14 protein-coding genes are annotated in these 19,270 nt (G+C 61.9%); 6 read left to right on the top strand and 8 right to left on the bottom strand.

All coding sequences use genetic code 11. The annotated features are described in order from the left end of the window. Positions 1-46 precede the first annotated feature (46 nt). The 3 genes from E8F20_RS08930 to E8F20_RS08920 form a co-directional block, all read right to left on the bottom strand. A complete protein-coding gene (locus E8F20_RS08930; protein WP_280283435.1) occupies positions 47-874 on the bottom strand; it encodes an amidohydrolase family protein in 828 nt (275 codons plus the stop codon). A gap of 91 nt (positions 875-965) precedes the next feature. After that, positions 966-2,105 carry an acyl-CoA dehydrogenase family protein gene (locus E8F20_RS08925; RefSeq protein WP_280283434.1) on the bottom strand — a complete coding sequence of 380 codons (1,140 nt, stop codon included), beginning with the start codon at positions 2,103-2,105 and terminating at the stop codon, positions 966-968. Positions 2,106-2,416: 311 nt separating this feature from the next. Then, positions 2,417-3,712 carry a dicarboxylate/amino acid:cation symporter gene (locus tag E8F20_RS08920; protein WP_280283433.1) on the bottom strand — a complete coding sequence of 432 codons (1,296 nt, stop codon included), beginning with the start codon at positions 3,710-3,712 and terminating at the stop codon, positions 2,417-2,419. Positions 3,713-4,036: 324 nt separating this feature from the next. On the opposite strand from E8F20_RS08920, the gene E8F20_RS08915 reads away from it, so the two are divergent. Then, positions 4,037-5,035: an AraC family transcriptional regulator gene (locus E8F20_RS08915; RefSeq protein ID WP_280283432.1), complete on the top strand. Its 999-nt coding sequence runs from the start codon at positions 4,037-4,039 to the stop codon at positions 5,033-5,035. Positions 5,036-5,140: 105 nt separating this feature from the next. On the opposite strand, the gene E8F20_RS08910 is transcribed toward E8F20_RS08915, so the two are convergent. From E8F20_RS08910 to E8F20_RS08900, 3 genes are all read right to left on the bottom strand, one after another. After that, positions 5,141-6,487 carry an ATP-binding protein gene (locus E8F20_RS08910; RefSeq protein ID WP_280283513.1) on the bottom strand — a complete coding sequence of 449 codons (1,347 nt, stop codon included), beginning with the start codon at positions 6,485-6,487 and terminating at the stop codon, positions 5,141-5,143. 17 nt (positions 6,488-6,504) lie between these two features. Further along, positions 6,505-7,182, bottom strand: a complete 678-nt coding sequence (locus tag E8F20_RS08905; RefSeq protein ID WP_280283431.1) for a response regulator — start codon at positions 7,180-7,182, stop codon at positions 6,505-6,507. A gap of 61 nt (positions 7,183-7,243) precedes the next feature. Beyond that, a complete protein-coding gene (locus E8F20_RS08900; protein WP_280283430.1) occupies positions 7,244-7,849 on the bottom strand; it encodes a hypothetical protein in 606 nt (201 codons plus the stop codon). A 410-nt stretch (positions 7,850-8,259) separates the two neighbouring features. Between E8F20_RS08900 and E8F20_RS08895 the strand changes: the two genes are divergently transcribed. Continuing rightward, positions 8,260-8,976, top strand: coding sequence for a 4'-phosphopantetheinyl transferase superfamily protein (locus E8F20_RS08895; protein ID WP_280283429.1), 717 nt, complete (start codon positions 8,260-8,262; stop codon positions 8,974-8,976). A 109-nt stretch (positions 8,977-9,085) separates the two neighbouring features. Here the strand turns inward: E8F20_RS08895 and E8F20_RS08890 are convergent, their stop codons facing one another. Then, on the bottom strand, positions 9,086-10,702 hold the full coding sequence (locus E8F20_RS08890; RefSeq protein WP_280283428.1) for an ATP-binding protein: 1,617 nt from the start codon (positions 10,700-10,702) through the stop codon (positions 9,086-9,088). A 39-nt stretch (positions 10,703-10,741) separates the two neighbouring features. Beyond that, positions 10,742-11,464: a response regulator gene (locus E8F20_RS08885; RefSeq protein ID WP_280283427.1), complete on the bottom strand. Its 723-nt coding sequence runs from the start codon at positions 11,462-11,464 to the stop codon at positions 10,742-10,744. Between the two features lie 711 nt (positions 11,465-12,175). Between E8F20_RS08885 and E8F20_RS08880 the strand changes: the two genes are divergently transcribed. The 4 genes from E8F20_RS08880 (at position 12,176) to E8F20_RS08865 (ending at position 19,269) form a co-directional block, all read left to right on the top strand. Continuing rightward, positions 12,176-15,067 (top strand): ribonucleoside-diphosphate reductase subunit alpha, encoded by a 2,892-nt coding sequence (locus tag E8F20_RS08880; RefSeq protein WP_280283426.1) that lies wholly within the window; start codon positions 12,176-12,178, stop codon positions 15,065-15,067. A gap of 199 nt (positions 15,068-15,266) precedes the next feature. Further along, a complete protein-coding gene (locus E8F20_RS08875) occupies positions 15,267-16,514 on the top strand; it encodes a ribonucleotide-diphosphate reductase subunit beta (protein WP_280283425.1) in 1,248 nt (415 codons plus the stop codon). A gap of 344 nt (positions 16,515-16,858) precedes the next feature. Next, on the top strand, positions 16,859-18,043 hold the full coding sequence (locus E8F20_RS08870) for an SAVED domain-containing protein (protein ID WP_280283424.1): 1,185 nt from the start codon (positions 16,859-16,861) through the stop codon (positions 18,041-18,043). After that, positions 18,034-19,269 carry a nucleotidyltransferase gene (locus E8F20_RS08865; protein ID WP_280283423.1) on the top strand — a complete coding sequence of 412 codons (1,236 nt, stop codon included), beginning with the start codon at positions 18,034-18,036 and terminating at the stop codon, positions 19,267-19,269. The genes E8F20_RS08870 and E8F20_RS08865 overlap by 10 nt, the downstream gene beginning before the upstream one ends. Position 19,270: the final 1 nt, after the last annotated feature.

Raw genomic sequence — 19,270 nt, 5'->3', positions numbered from 1 at the left:
GCCCTCTTATTGTTGTTATCGGCTCGCCGCCTGATAGCCCAACACTCTAGAGCTTGAACACTCTGCGTGCGTTACCGTGGAGGAATTTTTCCTGTACCTCGTCCGACAGCCCCATCTCGGCGACCTGCTCCATGCAACGGGAAAGCGACAGCTGCGGGAAGTTGCTGCCGAACAGCACCTTGTCCTGGCCGTAAGTCTTCATGTACTGCAACAAGGCCTGCGGGTAGTAGCGCGGCAGGTAGGCGGAGGTGTCGATATAGATGTTGTCGTGCTTCCAGGCGACGCCGATCATTTCCTCGGTCCAGGGGTGGCCGATGTGCCCGGCGACGATGCGCAGCTCGGGGAAATCCAGCGCCACCTCGTCCAGATAGGGTACCGGCCGCCCGGTTTCCGAAGGCATCAGCGGGCCGGTGTGGCCGACCTGGGTGCAGAAGGGGATGTCCAGCTCGATGCACTTCGCATAGAGCGGGTAGTAGAGCCGATGGTTGGGCGGCAGCTTCCACAACCAGGGCACCACCCGCAGCGCCTTGAAGCCCAGCTCGTTCACCGCGCGGTCCAGCTCGCGCAGGGCGGCCATGGGCTTGCTCATATCCACCGCGGCAACACCGACGAAGCGGTCAGGAAAGACACGAATGTATTCGGCCACCTCGTCGTTGGTGCTGACCCAGCGCTCCGGTCGGCACCAGGCGCTGACCATCAGCTTATCGATGCCAGCGCGATCCATCTCGGCAACGGTTTCTTCCGGACTCAAGCCCTTGTCGAGCAGGGCCGTGGTGCCGGACTTCTCGAATAGCCGCACGGCCTCAGGTATCAGCTCGCGGGTACGACCGGTGGCCAGTTGGGCCCAGGCGTCGATGGCGCCGAATCTGGACATGGGAGACTCCTCCTCAGTTCTTCGTAAGATGGGCTGCGCCGCACTCAGTGCGGCGCCCGCCCCATGCGAATCAGCCCAAAGCGCACACGACTCAGAGCTTCATACCGCGGCTGATGATCTCTTTCATGATCTCCGAGGTGCCGGCGAAGATGCGCTGGATGCGCGCGTTTGCGTACATCTTGCAGATCGGGTATTCCCACATGTAGCCCCAGCCGCCATGCAGTTGCACGCCCTCGTCCACTACCTTGCAGAGCAGTTCAGTAGTGAACAGCTTGGCCTCGGCGGCGACTTCCGGGGTGAGTTTCTTCTGGTTGTGGTCCATCACGCAGCGGTCGGTGAACACCTGGGCCACGTCGATCTGCGTCCGCATCTCGGCCAGCTTGAAGCGGGTGTTCTGGAAGTGCGCGATCGGCCGGTCGAAAGCCTTGCGCTCCTTCACGTAGTCGAGGGTGGTGAGCAGCGCAGCCTCGGCGCCGGCCACCGCGCCGCAGGCGTTGGTCAGGCGCTCCTGGGCGAGCATGTTCATCAGGTAGAAGAAGCCGCCCCTGGCATCGCCCAGCAGGTTTTCCTTCGGCACCTTGACGTTGTTGAAAAACAGCTCGGCGGTGTCCTGGCTCTTCATGCCCAGCTTCTCAAGGTTGCGTCCGCGCTCGAAGCCCTCCATACCCCGCTCCACCAGGAACAGGCCCATGGCGTGCTTGTTCGAAGGATCGGTCTTGGCGGCGACGATCACCACGTCCGCCAGCAGGCCGTTGGAGATGAACACCTTGGAGCCGTTGAGCAGGTAGTGGTCGCCCTTGTCCACGGCGGTGGTGCGCATGCCGGCAAGATCCGAGCCGGCGCTGGGCTCGGTCATCGCCACGGCGAGAATGGTTTCGCCACGGATGATCCCCGGCAGGAAGCGGGCCTTCTGCTCAGCGTTGCCATACTCGGCGATGTAGGGACCGCAAAGGGCCGAGTGCAGAGGAATCATGAAGCCCGGCTCGTTGATGTAGGCGAGCTCCTCACACATGATCTGCTCGTAGCGGAAGTCCTTCAGCCCCGCGCCGCCGTACTCCTCGTCTGCCCAAGGCAGCAGGAAGCCCATCTCGCCAGCCTTCTTCCAGACACCGCGGTCGACCACACCGGCGGCCTCCCACTCGTCCTGGTGCGGCACCACCTCCTTCTGCAAGAAGCTACGGAAGGCCTCGCGGAACAAGTTGTGCTCAGTCTCGAAATGAATGCGCTGCATGGCGTTGCCTCCCTGGGCCGAAGTCGTGCCGCAGGTTAGGCGCCAGCACCGGGCGCCCTCAATGACGCAAGCGCTCAGTGCGAATTGACTCAATCGTTCAGAGGCGGGCACCGGCCTTACAAGAGCCAGCAGGATGAGTGGAACGGCGCGATGAACATGCGGCCGGCAGGCGCTGATGGGGATCGCAGGTTCAACATCCTACGGTCGCGCGGTTCCTTTGGAGCCATCCCCCAGGCAAAAAAAGCCCGGCTACGGGGGCCGGGCTTGAGAAAGTCTCCTCACCAGGAGGAGAACGCTGTAGCAGTTGTCGATCAGGCAGCAGTCTGCGGGGCGGTCGCCACTTCGGACTTGCCACCGGCCGCCAGTTCGTTCTGCAGGGTATTCTCGTCCAGTTGCTTGCACCACTTGGCGACGACGATGGTGGCCACGCCGTTGCCGATCAGGTTGGTCAGCGCGCGGGCTTCAGACATGAAGCGGTCGATGCCGAGGATCAGCGCCAGGCCGGCGACAGGCAGGTGGCCAACAGCGGACAGGGTGGCGGCCAGCACGATGAAACCCGAACCGGTGACACCAGCGGCGCCCTTGGAGGCAACCAGCAGTACGGCCAGCAGGGTCAGCTGGTGAGTGATGTCCATCGGGGTGTCAGTAGCCTGGGCAATGAACACGGCGGCCATGGTCAGGTAGATGGAGGTGCCATCCAGGTTGAAGGAGTAGCCGGTGGGGATCACCAGGCCGACGACCGACTTGTTCGCACCCAGCTTCTCCATCTTGTTCAGCATGCGCGGCAGGGCCGATTCGGAAGACGAGGTGCCGAGCACGATCAGCAGCTCTTCGCGGATGTAACGGACGAAGCGAATGATGCTGAAGCCATGGGCACGAGCGATCCCGCCCAGCACCACCAGGATGAAGAACACGCAGGTGATGTAGAAGCACAGCATCAGTTGGCCAAGCTGCACCAGCGAGCCCACGCCGTACTGGCCGATGGTGAAGGCCATGGCGCCGAAGGCACCGATGGGGGCGACCTTCATGATCATGTTGATGATGCCGAACATCACATGGGCGATGCGGTCGATGAACTCCAGCACCGGCTTGCCATAGTCACCCATGCGCTGCAGGGCGAAGGCGAAGATGACCGAGAAGAACAGCACCTGCAGGATGTCGCCGCTGGCGAATGCACCAACGATCGTGCTGGGAATCACGTTGAGGAGGAATGCAATGGTGCTCTGCTGCTCGCCGGCTGCGGCGAATGCGGCAATGCCCTTGGTGTCCAGGGTGGCCGGGTCGATATGCATGCCGACGCCCGGCTGGACGATGTTGACCACGACCAGGCCGATGATCAGCGCAATGGTGGAAACGATTTCGAAGTACAGCAGCGCGTAGCCGCCGGTCTTGCCCACTGCCTTCATGTCCTGCATACCGGCGATGCCGCTGACCACGGTGCAGAAGATGATGGGCGCGATGGCCATCTTGATCAGTTTGACGAAGCCGTCGCCCAGGGGTTTGAGCGCAACACCGGTCTCCGGATAGAAGTGGCCCAGGAGAATGCCGATGGCGATGGCGACGATGACCTGAACGTACAGGCTCTTGTAGAACGGTTGGCGGGACATGGCAGTGTTCCTTTCAAGTGATCCCGACCCGTTCCGTAAGGCCTGGCGTCACCGTGATCGACACATCTCCCTGTCTGGGAGACTTTTGTTGTTGTGCGGTCCAGTCGAATGGACGGCGATGTCCCTATTGCAGCCGCTGTGCCAATCTCAATATTTTATTAAAACCCTTAGCTTTCAATAACTTAACAAATTACCTCCTCACCTTCGCCAGGCCCTTCAGGCGGGTTTCCGCCAAGCCCCCGGGGGGATTTCCGCCACGTGCGCCCTTGTGGCCGCGCTCGACCGCGACCTACCATCGGCCTCCCCGACCACGGAACAGCCCCTATGCGCGAGCGCACCATCGCCAGCCACTTCGTTCGTGCCGCCCTGCGCGGTGCCCTACGTCATGGCGTGGATTGCGCCCCCCTGTTGAGCGCCGCCAGCATCCAGCCGGCACTGCTGGACGAACCCCGGGCGCGGGTGGCACCCGAGCAGTTCGCGCGGCTCATGCAATTGCTCTGGGAAGCGCTGGACGACGAGTACATGGGCTTTGGCCGGCAACCAAGCAAACGCGGCACCTTCGCCATGATGTGCCACGCCATCATCCACTGCCGCACCCTGGAAAAGGCCCTGGGCCGGGGCACCCTCTTCTATGGGCTGTTCCCCGATGCTCCGCGCATCCGGCTGGAACGAGAGGGCGAATTCGCCATCCTGACGGTGGACGACTCGACGCTCCAGGACCCGGATCACTTTCTGGTGGAAAGCTTGCTGGTGATCTGGCACCGCCTGGGCAGTTGGCTGATCGGCCAACGCATTCGCCTGGAAGAGGCCACCTTCAGCTACGCAGAACCAGCCCACGCCAGCGAGTACGAACTGCTCTTCCCCACCAACCGGCGCTTCGGGGCGCCGTGCATCAGCCTGCGTTTCCACGCCCGCTACCTGGCCATGCCGCTGCTGCAGGACGAGCGCACCCTCAAGCACTTCCTCGAGCATTCCCCGGCCGACCTGCTGGCCCGCCCGGACGGCGGCGACAGCCTGACGAGCCAGATCCGCCGCCTGCTCGGCCGAGACTGCCGCACCTGGCCCGACCTGGACGCGGTGGCCCAGCACCTGCACATCAGCCCGCAGACCCTGCGCCGGCACCTGCGGGAGGAAGGCTCGAGCTTCCAGGAATTGAAGGACCACCTGCGCCGCGACCTGGCCATCTACCACCTGGGCCGGGACGAGCTGTCGATCCAGGACATCGCCGAACAGCTCGGATTCTCCGAACCTTCGGCCTTCCATCGAGCCTTCAAGAAATGGACGGGACTGACGCCAGGGGCGTATCGGGCGCAAGAGGCTTGAGCCGCGTTTTTCCTGTAGGGGCGAATGGCAGACCTGCAGTCTGCGTTACGTGTTGTGGGCAGCTCCTACAATGAATTCGCCGCCACAGAAAAGCGGCAGACTCGCTCAAAGCAACGGAAAACGAATCCTGAACTCCGCCCCGCCCAAGGGTGACTCGTCAAGGAACAACTCGCCGTCGTAGCTTTCGATGATGTCCTTGACCACGGCGGTACCAATGCCCTGCCCGGGATGCTGGGCATCCAGGCGTTCGCCCCGCTTGAGGATGCGATCGCGCTGGTCCTCCGGTACGCCGGGGCCGTCGTCTTCCACTTTGAGTTCGCAGTTGCCATCGCGCACACGGGCGCTGACGCGGACTTCGCCCAGACAGAGGCGGAAGGCGTTCTCCAGCAGGTTGCCAAGCAACTCCAGCAAGGCGCCTTGCTCCATGGGGATCATCAGGGCCTTGTCGAAATCCCGTTCCACGTGCACGCGCTTATCCCGGTAGACCTTGTCCAGCGCATCGCAGAGGGTGTCCAGCAACGGCGCCAGTTGTACCCGATGGCGCACCAGGCCGCTCTTGCGCAAGGAAGCGCGCTGCAGCTGATAGCTGATCTGCTGGCTCATGCGTTCGATCTGGCTCTGCAGCACCCGCGCCTGATCGCGATCATCTGGCCTGACGGCAATGTTCTCGCTGACGCCCTGCAGCACCGAGAGCGGAGTTTTCAGACTGTGGGCCAGATCATCAAGGGAGTTGCGGTAGCGCTCGCGCTGACGGCGCTCGCTGTCCAGCAGGCGGTTGAGAGATTGGGTCAGGCGCAACAGTTCGCGAGGGTGTTCGTCACTCAGGCTGTCGCGGTTGCCGGACTCCACCTCATCCAGCTCGGCGCTGAGCCCACGCAGGCTGCGGAAGCCCCAGGTCAGGCCGAACCAAAGCAGGCCCAGCAGCACCAGCAACGCACCGCCCAACCAGACGTAGAGCTGTTTGAGGAAGCCGTCGTACATCGACTGGTAGTCGCTCACCGGCTGCATGGTGACGACGCTGTAGGCGGCCTTCTGCCCGCGCAGCAGGTCCACCTCCACGTCATAGACGAAGAATTCGCGCGCCCTGGCGTCCGCGACCCGGAGGAATTCGTGCCCCTGGCCGTCGTAACGCGGGCTGTACTCCACGCGCTCATCCCGCGACGAAAGGGACTGCCAGACCAGCCGCCCTTCGCTGTCGTAGATGTAGCCCAGTTGGCTGGCTTCCAGGTTGTCGAATTCCTCGTTCGGCAGCTTGTCGGGCATCTCCAGTTGGCCGTTCTCCACCCGGGCGGCAGCGATCAGCGCGCTGGCGTCGGCGGCCAGGCGCTGCTGAATGGACTGGTCGAGGGCGATCACGAAGGCCCCACGCAGGGCTGGCAGCAGGGCGAGCATGAACAGCACCGCCATCACGGCGGCGCCGAGCATCAGCCGCAAGCGCAGCGACGATCCCAGCTTGCGCCAACTGCGAGTCATCGGCAGCGCTCGGTGAACAGATAACCCTGGCCGCGCACCGTGTCGATCGGCTTGAAGCCGCTGCTGCCTTCCAGCTTGCGACGCAGGCGGCCGACCAGCACTTCGATCACGTTGGGATCACGCTCTTCGTCATTGGGATACAGCTGCTCCATTAGCCGGTCCTTGGCCACCACCTGCTGGTGATGACGCATGAGGTATTCGAGGATGCGGTATTCGTAGGCGGTGAGCGCAATCGGCTCGCCATCGAGTTGTGCCTGCTTGCGATTCAGGTCCAGCAACAACGGCCCGGCTTCGATGGTGGACTGGACAAAGCCGGACGAGCGCCGCAGCAGCGCATTGAGCCGCGCTTCCAACTCCTCGAACTGGAACGGCTTGACCACATAGTCGTCGGCGCCGGCGGCCAGGCCTTCGACCTTGTCCTGCCAGTTGCCGCGGGCGGTGAGAATGAGGATGGGGAAGCTCTTGCCCTGGCTGCGCAGCTGGCGGATCAGATCCAGCCCGCTGATGCCGGGCAGGCCAAGGTCGATAACGGCCAGGTCATGGTGGTACTCCGCAGCGCGATAGAGCGCTTCCTCCGCGTTGGGCACAGCGTCTACCACGTGGCCCTGCTCGCCCAGGCGGGTGTAGAGATGGTGGCGCAGCAACGCCTCGTCTTCCACAACCAGCAGTTTCATGGGCTGTTCCCCCTTTCAATAAGGCGGCCGGGCAAATGCCCGGCCTGCTGTTAAGGACGACTCAGAACTTGTAGTTGGCGCCGAGGTAAGCCTGCCCACTGCTGTGCAGGTCCAGGGAGCCCAGGCGGGGACCGCCGTGCTCACCCATGTCAGTGCTGACATGGGTGCGCAGGTAACGGTAACCGGCTTCGATCGAGGCGTTCTTGCTCAGATCCTGCAGGATACCGGCCTGCAGGCCAGCCGCGTAGTTGATGTTGCTGTCGCGGCTCATGCCCTTGCTTTCCTGCTCCAGCTTGACCAGGCCGAGGGTGGCGCCACCGAACAGCTTGGTGTTGTAGTCACCCACCGGCACGAACACATCGTAGCTGCCGAGCAGGTTTTGCTGGCGCAGCTTGTAGCCGCTGTCAGTATCGGAGAAGTTCTCGTAGGTCATGTAGTAACGGCCACTGTCGTGCTGCTGGCCGGCACGTACGCCCCAGGTATCGGTCTTGTGGATGACCTTGTCCAGGCTGGGGTTGTTCAGGTTCGCGTTCAGCGAATCGGACTTCTGGATGTTGTTGTTGGTCTGACCCCAGGTCAGTCCAACGAAGTTACCTGCGGCCTGGGCACCAACAGCAGCAAAGGCCAGGGCGGAAGCGAGGGCGATACGGCTCAGAGTGTGGCTCATGGGATGTTCCTCTTCGAGTGATCGAGTGATTGGCTGAACTCGGGGCTAGATTGCCCGCCGACCACTGAACCGCTCCTGAACCCTCCTTGAACCTGAGCTGAACGAAATGCCCTACATCGTCTTAAGACATTTTTGTAGGGTTGGCTTCAGCCCACTCGCCATCTGCGCCTGAAGTACAGGCAAAAAAAACGGGAGCCCATCCGGGCTCCCGCACTCAATTCAGAGAAAATGTCCGAAACCGGCATTGCCAAGGTTCCAGACTACAACCTCACCTGCGTTCCAGAAGAAACGCCGGGCTAGTCTGGCAAAAAGCACGGTCCGGGTTCCGTTTCGCTTTGTTTGCCATTTGCAAACATATGTAAACGGACGCGCCGCTGGCCGATTCCACCGACGCCGGGCAGAATGCCGCGATGACTTCGAACCACCCCGCCTGCTGCAGCCCCTTCGACTCCACCTGGCCCTTCGCTGAAGCCCTGCCTGGCGTAGTCATGCGCTCATGCCGCTTCGATCCGGCCCTGCTCGTCGCCGAAGACTTCCCTCGCAGTGCCATTCCCGCGCCAGCCAACATCCTGCGCTCGGTGGCCAAGCGGCAGGCGGAATACCTTGCCGGCCGCCTCTGTGCCCGCACAGCCCTCCTCGCCCTCACCGGCCGCGCCGACGTGCCCGCCCTGGGTGAAGATCGCGCACCGGTCTGGCCGGCCGGCGTCAGCGGCTCCATCAGCCACAGCCACGGGCTGGCCACTGCACTGGTTGCGGATAGCAGGCAGTGGAGCGGCCTCGGCCTGGATCTGGAAGAACCCTTGGCCAGCGACCGGGCGTTGCGCCTGGCGGAAGAAATCCTCACCCCGGCCGAACTGCAACGGCTGGATGGCCTCACGCCCGAACAGCAAGCCGAACGCATCACCCTGACCTTCTCCGTCAAGGAGAGCCTGTTCAAGGCGCTCTATCCGCTGGTGCGCAAGCGCTTCTACCTCCATGACGCGGAACTGGTGGCCTGCAACGACGCACAAGCGCGCCTGCGGCTGCTGATCGACCTGTCGGCGGAATGGTCCGCGGGGAGTGAACTGGCGGGTTGGTACTGCGAATTCCAGGGGCGGGTGCTGAGCCTTGTCGCAATCGCTGCCTGAGGCGGGTGGAGAACCCTGGGCAGCGCAGCTGACTCAATCATCTGTGGGAGAAATGTTAGGTTTGCTAAGCGAATGAATTCGCCCACATAAAAGCAATCCCCCGACGAACCTACAACGTTTCCGCCTCGCTCTGCCGGCGCGGCCAGACCAGACTAAAGCGCGCTCCACCCAAGGTTTCGCTGCGGCCGATCTGCGCGCGGCCGGCGTGCCAATAGATGATCCGCCGCACGATGGACAAGCCAAGGCCATGACCACCCGAAGCGCGGGTACGGCTGTCGTCCAGGCGCATGAAGGGCTTGAAGATCTTCTCCCACTGACTCTCCGGCACACCGGGGCCGTCATCTTCGACATCGATGCGGCAGCGCTTGTGGCCGATCTGATAGTTCAACTGCACCCGTGACTCCGCATGGCGCATGGCGTTGCTCACCAGGTTCTGCAGGGCACGGTGCAGGTAGCGCGGCTCGGCCTCCACCCAGGCACCGTCGCTGCCGACGTTCAGGCACAGACCGCGCTCGATGCGTACGGCGGCACGCAACGGAGAAAGCTCGGCGATCACCTGATCGAACAGCGCATCCAGGTCCACGCGCTGGAAATGCAAGGCCGGTGCCCCCTGCTCCAGACGCGCGTAAGTCAGCATCTCGTCCACCAGCTTGTCCAGCTCCTGGATGTCGCCGTCCATGCCGTCCATGTATTTGCGCCGGGCACTCTCGCTTTCAGCGTCGGCAATCATTTCCAGGCCGAAACGCAGTCGCGCCACCGGGGTACGCAGCTCATGGGATACGGCGCGAATCAGCTCCCGTTGCAGCATCAACAGCCGCTGCAACTGCTCGGCCATGCCGTTGAAAGCCGCCGCCAGGCGACCCACCGAGTCAGCCCCCTTGGCCGGAACCCGCGCATCCAGCTTGCCCTGGGCAATGCTGGTGGCGGCACTTTCCAGCTCCATCAGCCGGTGCTCCAACTGGCGCACGAGAAAGTAGACGGTGAGGCCGATCAGGGTCAGACCAAGAAAGCCGATCAGCACCAGCATCTGCGGTGGATAAGGGTTCATCTGGTGCAGCGGGCCCATTTCCAGTACCCAGGGCGTGTCCACCATGCCGGCGAATACGCGGATGGAGTCGCCATCCTTACCCAGCGCCATCACGGTATCACCCTCGTCCACTCGACGACGTTGATCGGCGTCGAGGTCCGCCTCCCTTAGCGGGATCAGTCGCAGGTCGAAACCGAACTGCTTGTTGTCCTTGATGGACGCCAGGCGCTGCGGCTGCTCATTCACCGGGAAGCGCACCAGTTCGTCCATCAACAGGTAAACCGTGGCACGCGCCAGCTGTTCGCTGATCTGCTCGACCTCGCCGGTCAGCATCAGCCGCTCGCTCACGCTGACCAGGCCGAAAACCCGCGCGGCATGGGGGCCAGTCTCCTCCACCAGCACCTGGCCACGTATCAGCCGGTTGCGGGCGCTGTTGTCCAGCTTCGAGCCCTCCATGGGCTGCAGCTCCAGGGGTATGCCCAACAGCCGCCCCCAGAGCACCACGGCGCGGCGGCGCTCCACTTCGTTCATGGGCTGGAGATTATCGGCCATCAGGCGGAACGTGCCCCGCGCCAGACTCTCGCGGTACTGGTCGGAGCGCACCTGGTTGACCTGATGAATGGTAAAGACGCCAAGCAGCGCCACCAGCACCAAGGTGACCAGCATGCCGCCATAGATGCGCAGAAAGATCGAATTCATGGACTGTTGCCCGGGAGCTGTGGACCGTCAGCCGGTCCGTCAGAGGCCCTCGGCGGCCTCTCTTACGAATAGATAGCCCTTGCTGCGTACTGTCTTGATCAGGCGCGGGTGCATGGGGTCATCACCAATCTTCGGGCGGATTCGCGAAATGCGTACGTCGATGGAACGGTCCTGACCGTCGTACTCGATGCCGCGCAGGGAGTTGAAAATCTCCTCGCGGGAGAGGATGCGCCCCGAATTCACCGCCAGCAGCCACAGCAGGTCGAACTCGGCGCTGGTCAGCTCGATGCTGCGCTCGTTGAGCCAGGCTTCGCGCATGGCGTTGTCGATCACCAGCGGACCGAACACCAGCCGGCGCTGGTTTTCCACCACCGGTGCTTCGACCACCGCTTCGCTGCGTCGCAACAGGGCGCGGATGCGCGCCAACAGCACACGCGGGCGCACCGGCTTGCAGACATAGTCATCGGCGCCCAGCTCGAGGCCAAGGACCTGGTCCATGTCGTCGGTGCGGGCCGTGAGCATCAGGATCGGCCCCTCGTACTGGCCGCGCAGCTTGCGGCAAATGGACAGGCCATCCTCGCCCGGCAGCATCAGGTCCAGCACCACCAGGTCCGGGCGCTCCCTGAGAATGCGCGCCACGGCCTGGCCACCATCAGACTCGATGGCCACCTGCAGGCCGTTGCCTTCCAGGTATTCGCGCGTCAGATCGGCCAGTCGCTGATCGTCTTCGACTATGAGGATTCGCCAGGCTTCTTGCTCCACCACACACTCCCGCAGACAGCGTCAGGACCATCGAAAAAGGGCTCGCATTGTAGCAATGCCGGCTCGATAGCACAGCGCATGCCAAATGAAGGCTAAAACACAAGATATTGTGTTAGCTTGCGACACCGTCTACAGCACCGCCGCCGCCAAAAAACACACCATTTGGCGGCGACGAACGGCAGAGCCTAGAGCCACCGGGCCTTTGCTTCCGTTACCCCGCAGTCACCCACAAATCACCCACAGTTTATCCACAGGCTAGATGTAGTGGGTCGCCTTGCAATGCCCCCAATAGCGCATTATCTTGTACCCCCATCGAGCCCAGCCCCTACATATTGGGGTGAGGGCGTACCACCGGACACAACTAGAATCAAGCGCCAAAGGCTTTTTCAGAGCCTGACCACCGGTGAGTCAATTGCGGTATTTCACCCACCATCCGCCCCAGGCGAGTGGTGCCGGCCCAGGACACAAAGAACGTGACTGGGGGCCGGAAGCCGGTGCGGCGCGAACAGCGCCCACCACTAGGTATTGTGTTGTCACGGCGGTTTAACACCGTGACGTTTGACTTGTAGGGCCAGGAAGGCACTTGAGTCCTGTCCTTCTGCCTCGTAGCACCACGTTTCGCGCTCGGCACCTCGCCGTGCGTATCGCGTTGTGAAAAGGAATGAAGGCGACTCGGGCGCCCTTACATAAATACAGAACATGGAGAACCCCATGCAGACCGACACCACTCGCGAGAACCCGCAGGCCGCAGCGCCGCAGGCAGCAGATTCCAACCAGGATCTGGCCGCCACTGCGCCCGGCCAGCTGCGTGTGATCAAACGCAACGGCACCGTCGTCCCGTACACCGACGACAAAATCACCGTTGCCATCACCAAAGCGTTCCTCGCCGTGGAAGGCGGTACTGCCGCTGCTTCTTCGCGTATCCATGAAACCGTCGCGCGCCTGACCGAACAGGTCACCGCGACCTTCAAGCGCCGCATGCCCTCCGGTGGCACCATCCACATCGAAGAAATCCAGGACCAGGTCGAGCTGGCCCTGATGCGCGCCGGCGAGCAGAAGGTCGCCCGCGACTACGTGATCTACCGCGAATCCCGCGCCCAGGAGCGCTCCAAGCGCAGCGCCGCCAGCGACGTCGCCCAACCGCACCCGAGCATCCGCATCACCCGCGCCGACGGCAGCCAGCAGCCGCTGGACATGGGCCGCCTGAACACCATCATCAGCGAAGCCTGCGAAGCCCTGGCCGAAGTCGACGGCTCGCTGATCGAGCGTGAAACCCTGAAGAACCTCTACGACGGTGTAGCCGAGAAGGACGTCAACACCGCCCTGGTGATGACTGCCCGTACCCTGGTAGAGCGCGAGCCGAACTACTCCTACGTCACCGCCCGCCTGCTGATGGACACCCTACGCGCCGAAGCCCTGGGCTTCCTCGGCGTTGCCGAGAGCGCCACCCATCACGAGATGGCCGACCTCTACGCCAAGGCCCTGCCGGCCTACGTGGAAAAAGGCGTCGAGTTCGAGCTGCTCGATCCGCAACTGAAAACCTTCGACCTGGAGAAACTGGGCAAGGCCATCAACCACGAGCGCGACCAGCAGTTCACCTACCTCGGCCTGCAGACCCTGTACGACCGCTACTTCATCCACAAGGACGGCATCCGCTTCGAACTGCCGCAAGTCTTCTTCATGCGCGTGGCCATGGGTCTGGCCATCGAAGAGAAGCAGAAAGAAGAACGCGCCATCGAGTTCTACAACCTGCTGTCGTCCTTCGACTACATGAGCTCGACCCCGACCCTGTTCAACGCCGGCACCCTGCGTCCGCAGCTGTCCTCCTGCTACCTGACCACCGTGCCGGACGACCTGTCGGGCATCTACAACGCGATCCACGACAACGCCATGCTGTCGAAATTCGCCGGTGGCCTGGGCAACGACTGGACGCCGGTCCGTGCGCTGGGTTCCTACATCAAGGGCACCAACGGCAAGTCCCAGGGCGTGGTTCCGTTCCTGAAAGTCGTGAACGACACCGCGGTAGCCGTGAACCAGGGTGGCAAGCGCAAGGGCGCCGTCTGCGCGTACCTCGAAACCTGGCACATGGACATCGAAGAGTTCATCGAGCTGCGCAAGAACACCGGTGACGACCGTCGCCGTACCCACGACATGAACACCGCGAACTGGATTCCGGACCTGTTCATGAAGCGCGTATTCGACGATGGCCAGTGGACCCTGTTCTCGCCGTCCGAAGTACCGGACCTGCACGACCTGACCGGCAAGGCCTTCGAAGAGCGCTACGAGTACTACGAAGCCCTGACCCAGTACGGCAAGATCAAGCTGTTCAAGACCATCCAGGCCAAAGACCTGTGGCGCAAGATGCTCTCGATGCTCTTCGAGACCGGCCACCCGTGGCTGACCTTCAAAGACCCGTGCAACCTGCGCAGCCCGCAGCAGCATGTGGGCGTGGTCCACAGCTCCAATCTGTGCACCGAGATCACCCTGAACACCAACAAGGACGAGATCGCGGTCTGCAACCTGGGCTCGATCAACCTGGTCAACCACATCGTTGATGGCAAGCTGGACACCGCCAAGCTCGAGAAGACCGTCAAGACCGCAGTGCGCATGCTCGATAACGTTATCGACATCAACTACTACTCGGTCCCGCAGGCTCGCAACTCGAACCTCAAGCACCGTCCGGTAGGCCTGGGCATCATGGGCTTCCAGGACGCTCTGTACCTGCAGCACATCGCCTACGGCTCCGACGCGGCCATCGAGTTCGCCGACAAGTCCATGGAAGCGGTGAGCTACTTCGCCATCCAGGCGTCCTGCGACCTGGCCGACGAGCGCGGCGCCTACGAGACCTTCGACGGCTCCCTGTGGTCCAAGGGCATCCTGCCGCTGGACTCCCAGCAGATCCTCATCGAAGCCCGTGGCCAGAAGTACATCGACGTCGACCTGACCGAGTCCCTGGACTGGGCCCCGGTTCGCGAGCGCGTCAAGAAAGGTATTCGTAACTCGAACATCATGGCCATTGCGCCGACCGCGACCATCGCCAACATCACCGGCGTATCGCAGTCCATCGAGCCGACCTACCAGAACCTCTACGTGAAATCGAACCTCTCCGGCGAATTCACCGTGATCAACCCCTACCTGGTACACGACCTCAAAGCCCGTGGCCTGTGGGACCCGGTCATGGTCAACGACCTGAAGTACTACGACGGCTCCGTGCAGCAGATCGAGCGTATCCCGCAAGACCTGAAAGACCTGTACGCCACCGCGTTCGAAGTCGAAACCAAGTGGATCGTCGACGCCGCCAGCCGCCGCCAGAAGTGGATCGATCAGGCCCAGTCCCTGAACCTCTACATCGCCGGCGCCTCGGGCAAGAAGCTGGACGTGACCTACCGCATGGCTTGGTACCGTGGCCTGAAAACCACCTACTACCTCCGCGCCCTGGCCGCCACCAGCACCGAGAAGTCGACCATCAACACCGGCAAGCTGAACGCGGTATCCGCAGGTGGCAGCGAAACCCTGCAAGCCGCTCCTGCTGCAGCGCCGGCACCGGCTCCGGTGCCCAGCGCGTGCTCCATCGATAACCCGGATTGCGAAGCCTGCCAATAACGCATCGCACGGGGTCGCTCCCTCCCCTCTCCCTCTGGGAGAGGGGCCGGGAGTGAGGGAAAACTCAGCCAGCACCGATATCCGAACAACCACACCCACAAACCGGGTGTGCACAAGCCAGGGCAATTCACCGCCCGGCCATGAACCACCGCTTTAGCGTGCACCATCATTCACGCATCCAGATACCAGGAGAGGAACCATGCTCAGCTGGGACGAATTCGACAAAGAAGACCCCACCGAAGCCAAGGCAGCCCCCGCCGTTGCCCAGGCCGCCGCCAAGAACATCGACAAGCTCGACGACGAAGCCGCCGGCTCCGTTGAAGACGCCCGCGCCGTATCGGCCGACGACTCCGACGCCGTCGCCCGCGCCAAGAAGGCCCTCGACGCCCTCGACATCCAGGAAGGCCTGGACGACCTCGAAGGCTCCGCCGCGCGCGTACAGGTTGGCGACAAGCAGATGATCAACGCCCGCGCCGACCTCAACCAGCTCGTACCCTTCAAGTACGACTGGGCCTGGCAGAAGTATCTGGATGGTTGCGCCAACCACTGGATGCCGCAGGAAGTGAACATGAACGCCGACATTGCCCTGTGGAAGAGCAAGGAAGGCCTGTCCGAAGACGAGCGCCGCATCGTGATGCGCAACCTCGGCTTCTTCTCCACCGCCGACTCCCTGGTTGCCAACAATCTGGTGCTGGCCGTGTACCGCCTGATCACCAACCCAGAATGCCGCCAGTACATCCTGCGCCAGGCCTTCGAAGAGGCGATCCACACCCACGCCTACCAGTACTGCATCGAGTCGCTGGGCATGGATGAAGGCGAGATCTTCAACATGTACCACGAGATTCCGAGCGTCGCGAAGAAAGCGTCCTGGGGCCTCAAGTACACCCGCTCGATCTCCGACCCCGAGTTCAAAACCGGCACCCCGGAGACCGACCGCCAGTTCCTGCGCAACCTGATCGCCTACTACTGCGTACTGGAAGGCATCTTCTTCTACTGCGGCTTCACCCAGATCCTCTCCATGGGCCGCCGCAACAAGATGACCGGCACCGCCGAGCAGTTCCAGTACATCCTGCGCGACGAATCCATGCACCTGAACTTCGGCATCGACGTGATCAACCAGATCAAGATCGAAAACCCGCACCTGTGGGATGCCCAGATGAAGGACGAAGCCACCCAGATGATCCTGCAGGGCACCCAGCTGGAGATCGAATACGCTCGCGACACCATGCCGCGCGGCGTACTGGGCATGAACGCCGCGATGATGGAGGACTACCTCAAATTCATCGCCAACCGCCGCCTGACCCAGATCGGCCTGAAAGAGGAATACCCGGGCACCAGCAACCCGTTCCCGTGGATGTCCGAAATCATGGACCTGAAGAAAGAGAAGAACTTCTTCGAGACGCGCGTCATTGAATACCAAACTGGTGGCGCGCTGAGCTGGGATTGAGTCCGGGTCACGTAGTTTTTCAACAAACACTGAAACTTTTTCACTGAATGTTGAAACGAATGCACCGAGACGGTGCATAGCCGCTGCCTGGGGAGGCAGCGGCGACAGCCATCCAAGGCTGGCTTTCGCTGTTAGGTCGAGACCATTGGCCCCGAAGGAATAGAGGGCAGCAAAGAGTAAACAACAGGGCCGGCGAGCATTGCTCGCTGGCCTTTTTTACTGGCGGGACAGTTCCGCCTTGGGGGAAAAGCAGCCGTCACCTTCCCGTGTAACTTACAACCTCAGTTTGATTCCGTCTGGCCATCACAAGCCAGGATCATCGATGTACCAGGGGGTACGCCGAATTGGACGAACAAGGAAAGACCAAGCCCGCAAATGGGCGGTACGACACCAACGACGAAACGAAACGAATCGTCTGGACTCAGGCTGCCGGTCACTGCGAGCTATGCGGCACCGATCTCACATTCGACTACCGCGCAGGCAAGCCAATGAAGTGGGGCGAGGTAGCCCACATCCTACCGGCCAGCCCCCAAGGTCCGCGGGGGCGTAAGGACCATGACGAAGCAAAGGCGCAGGGGCTCACCAACGACAGCGCCAACCTCATGCTCCTCTGCCCAAGCTGTCACAAGAAGATTGATCGTGACGCGGATGGCTACCCGGAAAATGACTTGAGTGGCCTGCATCAAGCCTACCTCGAACGTATCCGCCTCGCTGCGACAACGCCCGATGGCGGCCGGGCAGTACCCGTAATCGTGCAGAGCCAGCATTTCGCAACGAGCAATGACATTTCCGTTCGCGATCTGCTGACTGCAATGTCTTCCGAGGGACTAACGGCCTTCGACCATCCCATCAAGATCACGTTCTCGCCTCCCGGACCTCGTGGCAGGGATACGTTCTATTGGCAGAAAATCAAGGACGACATCCAGCACGACTTGGAACAGCAACTGAAACGCCGAGGGGGCGCCTATGGCGACGCGCCTGCGCTGGCCTTGGTGGGTGTGGCTGACATTCCAGCGCTGATGCTATTGGGACAGGCCATAGGCGACCGCTCTAAACGCCTGCTCTTTTCCTTCAATCGCGAGCATCGCCTGCGCTGGCCCGATCAAGCTGCTGAGCCGCCAGCGTTTCTGTTCACTTCCCCACCAGATGACGATGCGCCGCTAGCGCTGGTGCTGTCCATCTCAGCCCAGATCCCGCATCGCGATGTGTACGAAGCCCTACCTGGCGCCCGCATCGCCGAGCTGACCATTCCGGAGCCCAGTTACACGATGGTCCAGAACCGGCGGGTGATTCATGCGTTCCGCGATGCGCTCCAGATACATCTCAGCCAACTCGAGGCTCAGACCCCGAAAACGATCCATGTTTTTGCGGCGATTCCGGCCGCCCTTGCTATCGAGTTTGGCGCCCTGCTCACCACGCAACATCAGCATCCGTACCTGATCCTTGATCGGGATAGAGATAGCCAGAACCAGTTCAAGCCAACACTGCATTTGGGCCCGCATGCCCAGGAGGCCCAGCAATGCTCATGAGCAACGAACAGACCAAGCGCGGTAGTGTGGAGAACATGGCTGCCGACCGCTACGAGAAGACGCTCAAACTGGCCGTGGAAGCTCTGGAGCTCCCGGAAAGTGCCTATGAAAAGGCGATCAGCCGCTACCAAGACCTGGGGGCATGGTTCGGCCGCCCCGAGTCCTCGATAGATGCTAACGATCCGCATGTTTTCGCCCAAGGGTCCTTTGCCTTAGGCACTGCCATCCGGCCGCTGCTCGATGGTGAAAGCTATGACCTCGATCTGGCTTGCAAACTGCGTACAGGAGTGACCAAAGCGACTCACAGTCAGTACAACCTGAAGCAGATGGTGGGGAAAGAGCTCGAGAGCTACCGCGAGGCTCGCCGTATCTCCTGCCCTCTTGAGGAAAAGCACCGTTGCTGGCGGCTTGAGTACCAGGACGGCTTGAGCTTCCACATGGATGTCGTGCCCTGCATTCCCACTGATCTCGGCTACAGGCAGCAGCTAACTGCTGCACTGGAGAGCCGGGGGCTAGATAAAGCCCTGGCCAGCACGGTAGCAGACGACTCGGTGAACATCACCGACGACCGCGCGCCGAACTACAGAGTCAGAGATCTGAGCTGGCAGGTTAGCAACCCCGAGGGCTACATCGAGTGGTTCAAGTCACGCCAGCTGGGAGAGGGTTTGATGGGCTTGGTTGAAGCTCGCGCCCAGGTTGAAGATGTGCCTCTGTACCGCAGGAAAACGCACCTGCAACGCTGCATCCAGTTACTCAAGCGACATCGAGATCTGATGTTCAAGGCAAATTCCGAGTCCAAGCCGATCTCGATTATCATCACGACGCTTGCTGCGCGCGGCTATACGGGCAGTCCGGCCCTAGCCGGGGCAATGGACCAGGTGCTTCAGAGCCTTATCGACTTCCGCGCATCAAACTCCAATGAAGTCCTGAACCCTGCCAACCCAAGTGAGAATTTCGCCGATCGCTGGTTCACACCCGAAGGACAGTGCCTCCATCTCAAGGAAAATTTCCACCTCTGGGTACGCCAAGCAGCCATCGACATCCCCCGACTAGGCGATCTCGTAAACAGCACCGAGCTGTCTGAGCAGCTCGAAGACAAGTTGGGTGTCCGATTCTCCGCTACAACGCTGGAGAGCAAAGTTGGCCTGCAGAATGCCGCCAGCATCATCCAGGCGCCACATGTGCACATCCCCCAAGATGCGCCTCGCCCGTGGGGTCGCGACTAAG

The sequence above is a fragment of the Pseudomonas sp. BN415 genome, from assembly GCF_029871195.1.
Lineage (GTDB): Bacteria > Pseudomonadota > Gammaproteobacteria > Pseudomonadales > Pseudomonadaceae > Metapseudomonas > Metapseudomonas resinovorans.
This window is presented reverse-complemented; position numbering and strand designations above follow the sequence as displayed.

Coding starts and splice junctions, on each gene's coding strand:
- E8F20_RS08915 (WP_280283432.1), top strand. CDS start 4,037: ATGCGCGAGCGCACCATCGCCAGCCACTTCGTTCGTGCCGCCCTGCGC.
- E8F20_RS08925 (WP_280283434.1), bottom strand. CDS start 2,105: ATGCAGCGCATTCATTTCGAGACTGAGCACAACTTGTTCCGCGAGGCC.
- E8F20_RS08890 (WP_280283428.1), bottom strand. CDS start 10,702: ATGAATTCGATCTTTCTGCGCATCTATGGCGGCATGCTGGTCACCTTG.
- E8F20_RS08880 (WP_280283426.1), top strand. CDS start 12,176: ATGCAGACCGACACCACTCGCGAGAACCCGCAGGCCGCAGCGCCGCAG.
- E8F20_RS08895 (WP_280283429.1), top strand. CDS start 8,260: ATGACTTCGAACCACCCCGCCTGCTGCAGCCCCTTCGACTCCACCTGG.
- E8F20_RS08920 (WP_280283433.1), bottom strand. CDS start 3,712: ATGTCCCGCCAACCGTTCTACAAGAGCCTGTACGTTCAGGTCATCGTC.
- E8F20_RS08930 (WP_280283435.1), bottom strand. CDS start 874: ATGTCCAGATTCGGCGCCATCGACGCCTGGGCCCAACTGGCCACCGGT.
- E8F20_RS08875 (WP_280283425.1), top strand. CDS start 15,267: ATGCTCAGCTGGGACGAATTCGACAAAGAAGACCCCACCGAAGCCAAG.
- E8F20_RS08905 (WP_280283431.1), bottom strand. CDS start 7,182: ATGAAACTGCTGGTTGTGGAAGACGAGGCGTTGCTGCGCCACCATCTC.
- E8F20_RS08865 (WP_280283423.1), top strand. CDS start 18,034: ATGCTCATGAGCAACGAACAGACCAAGCGCGGTAGTGTGGAGAACATG.
- E8F20_RS08900 (WP_280283430.1), bottom strand. CDS start 7,849: ATGAGCCACACTCTGAGCCGTATCGCCCTCGCTTCCGCCCTGGCCTTT.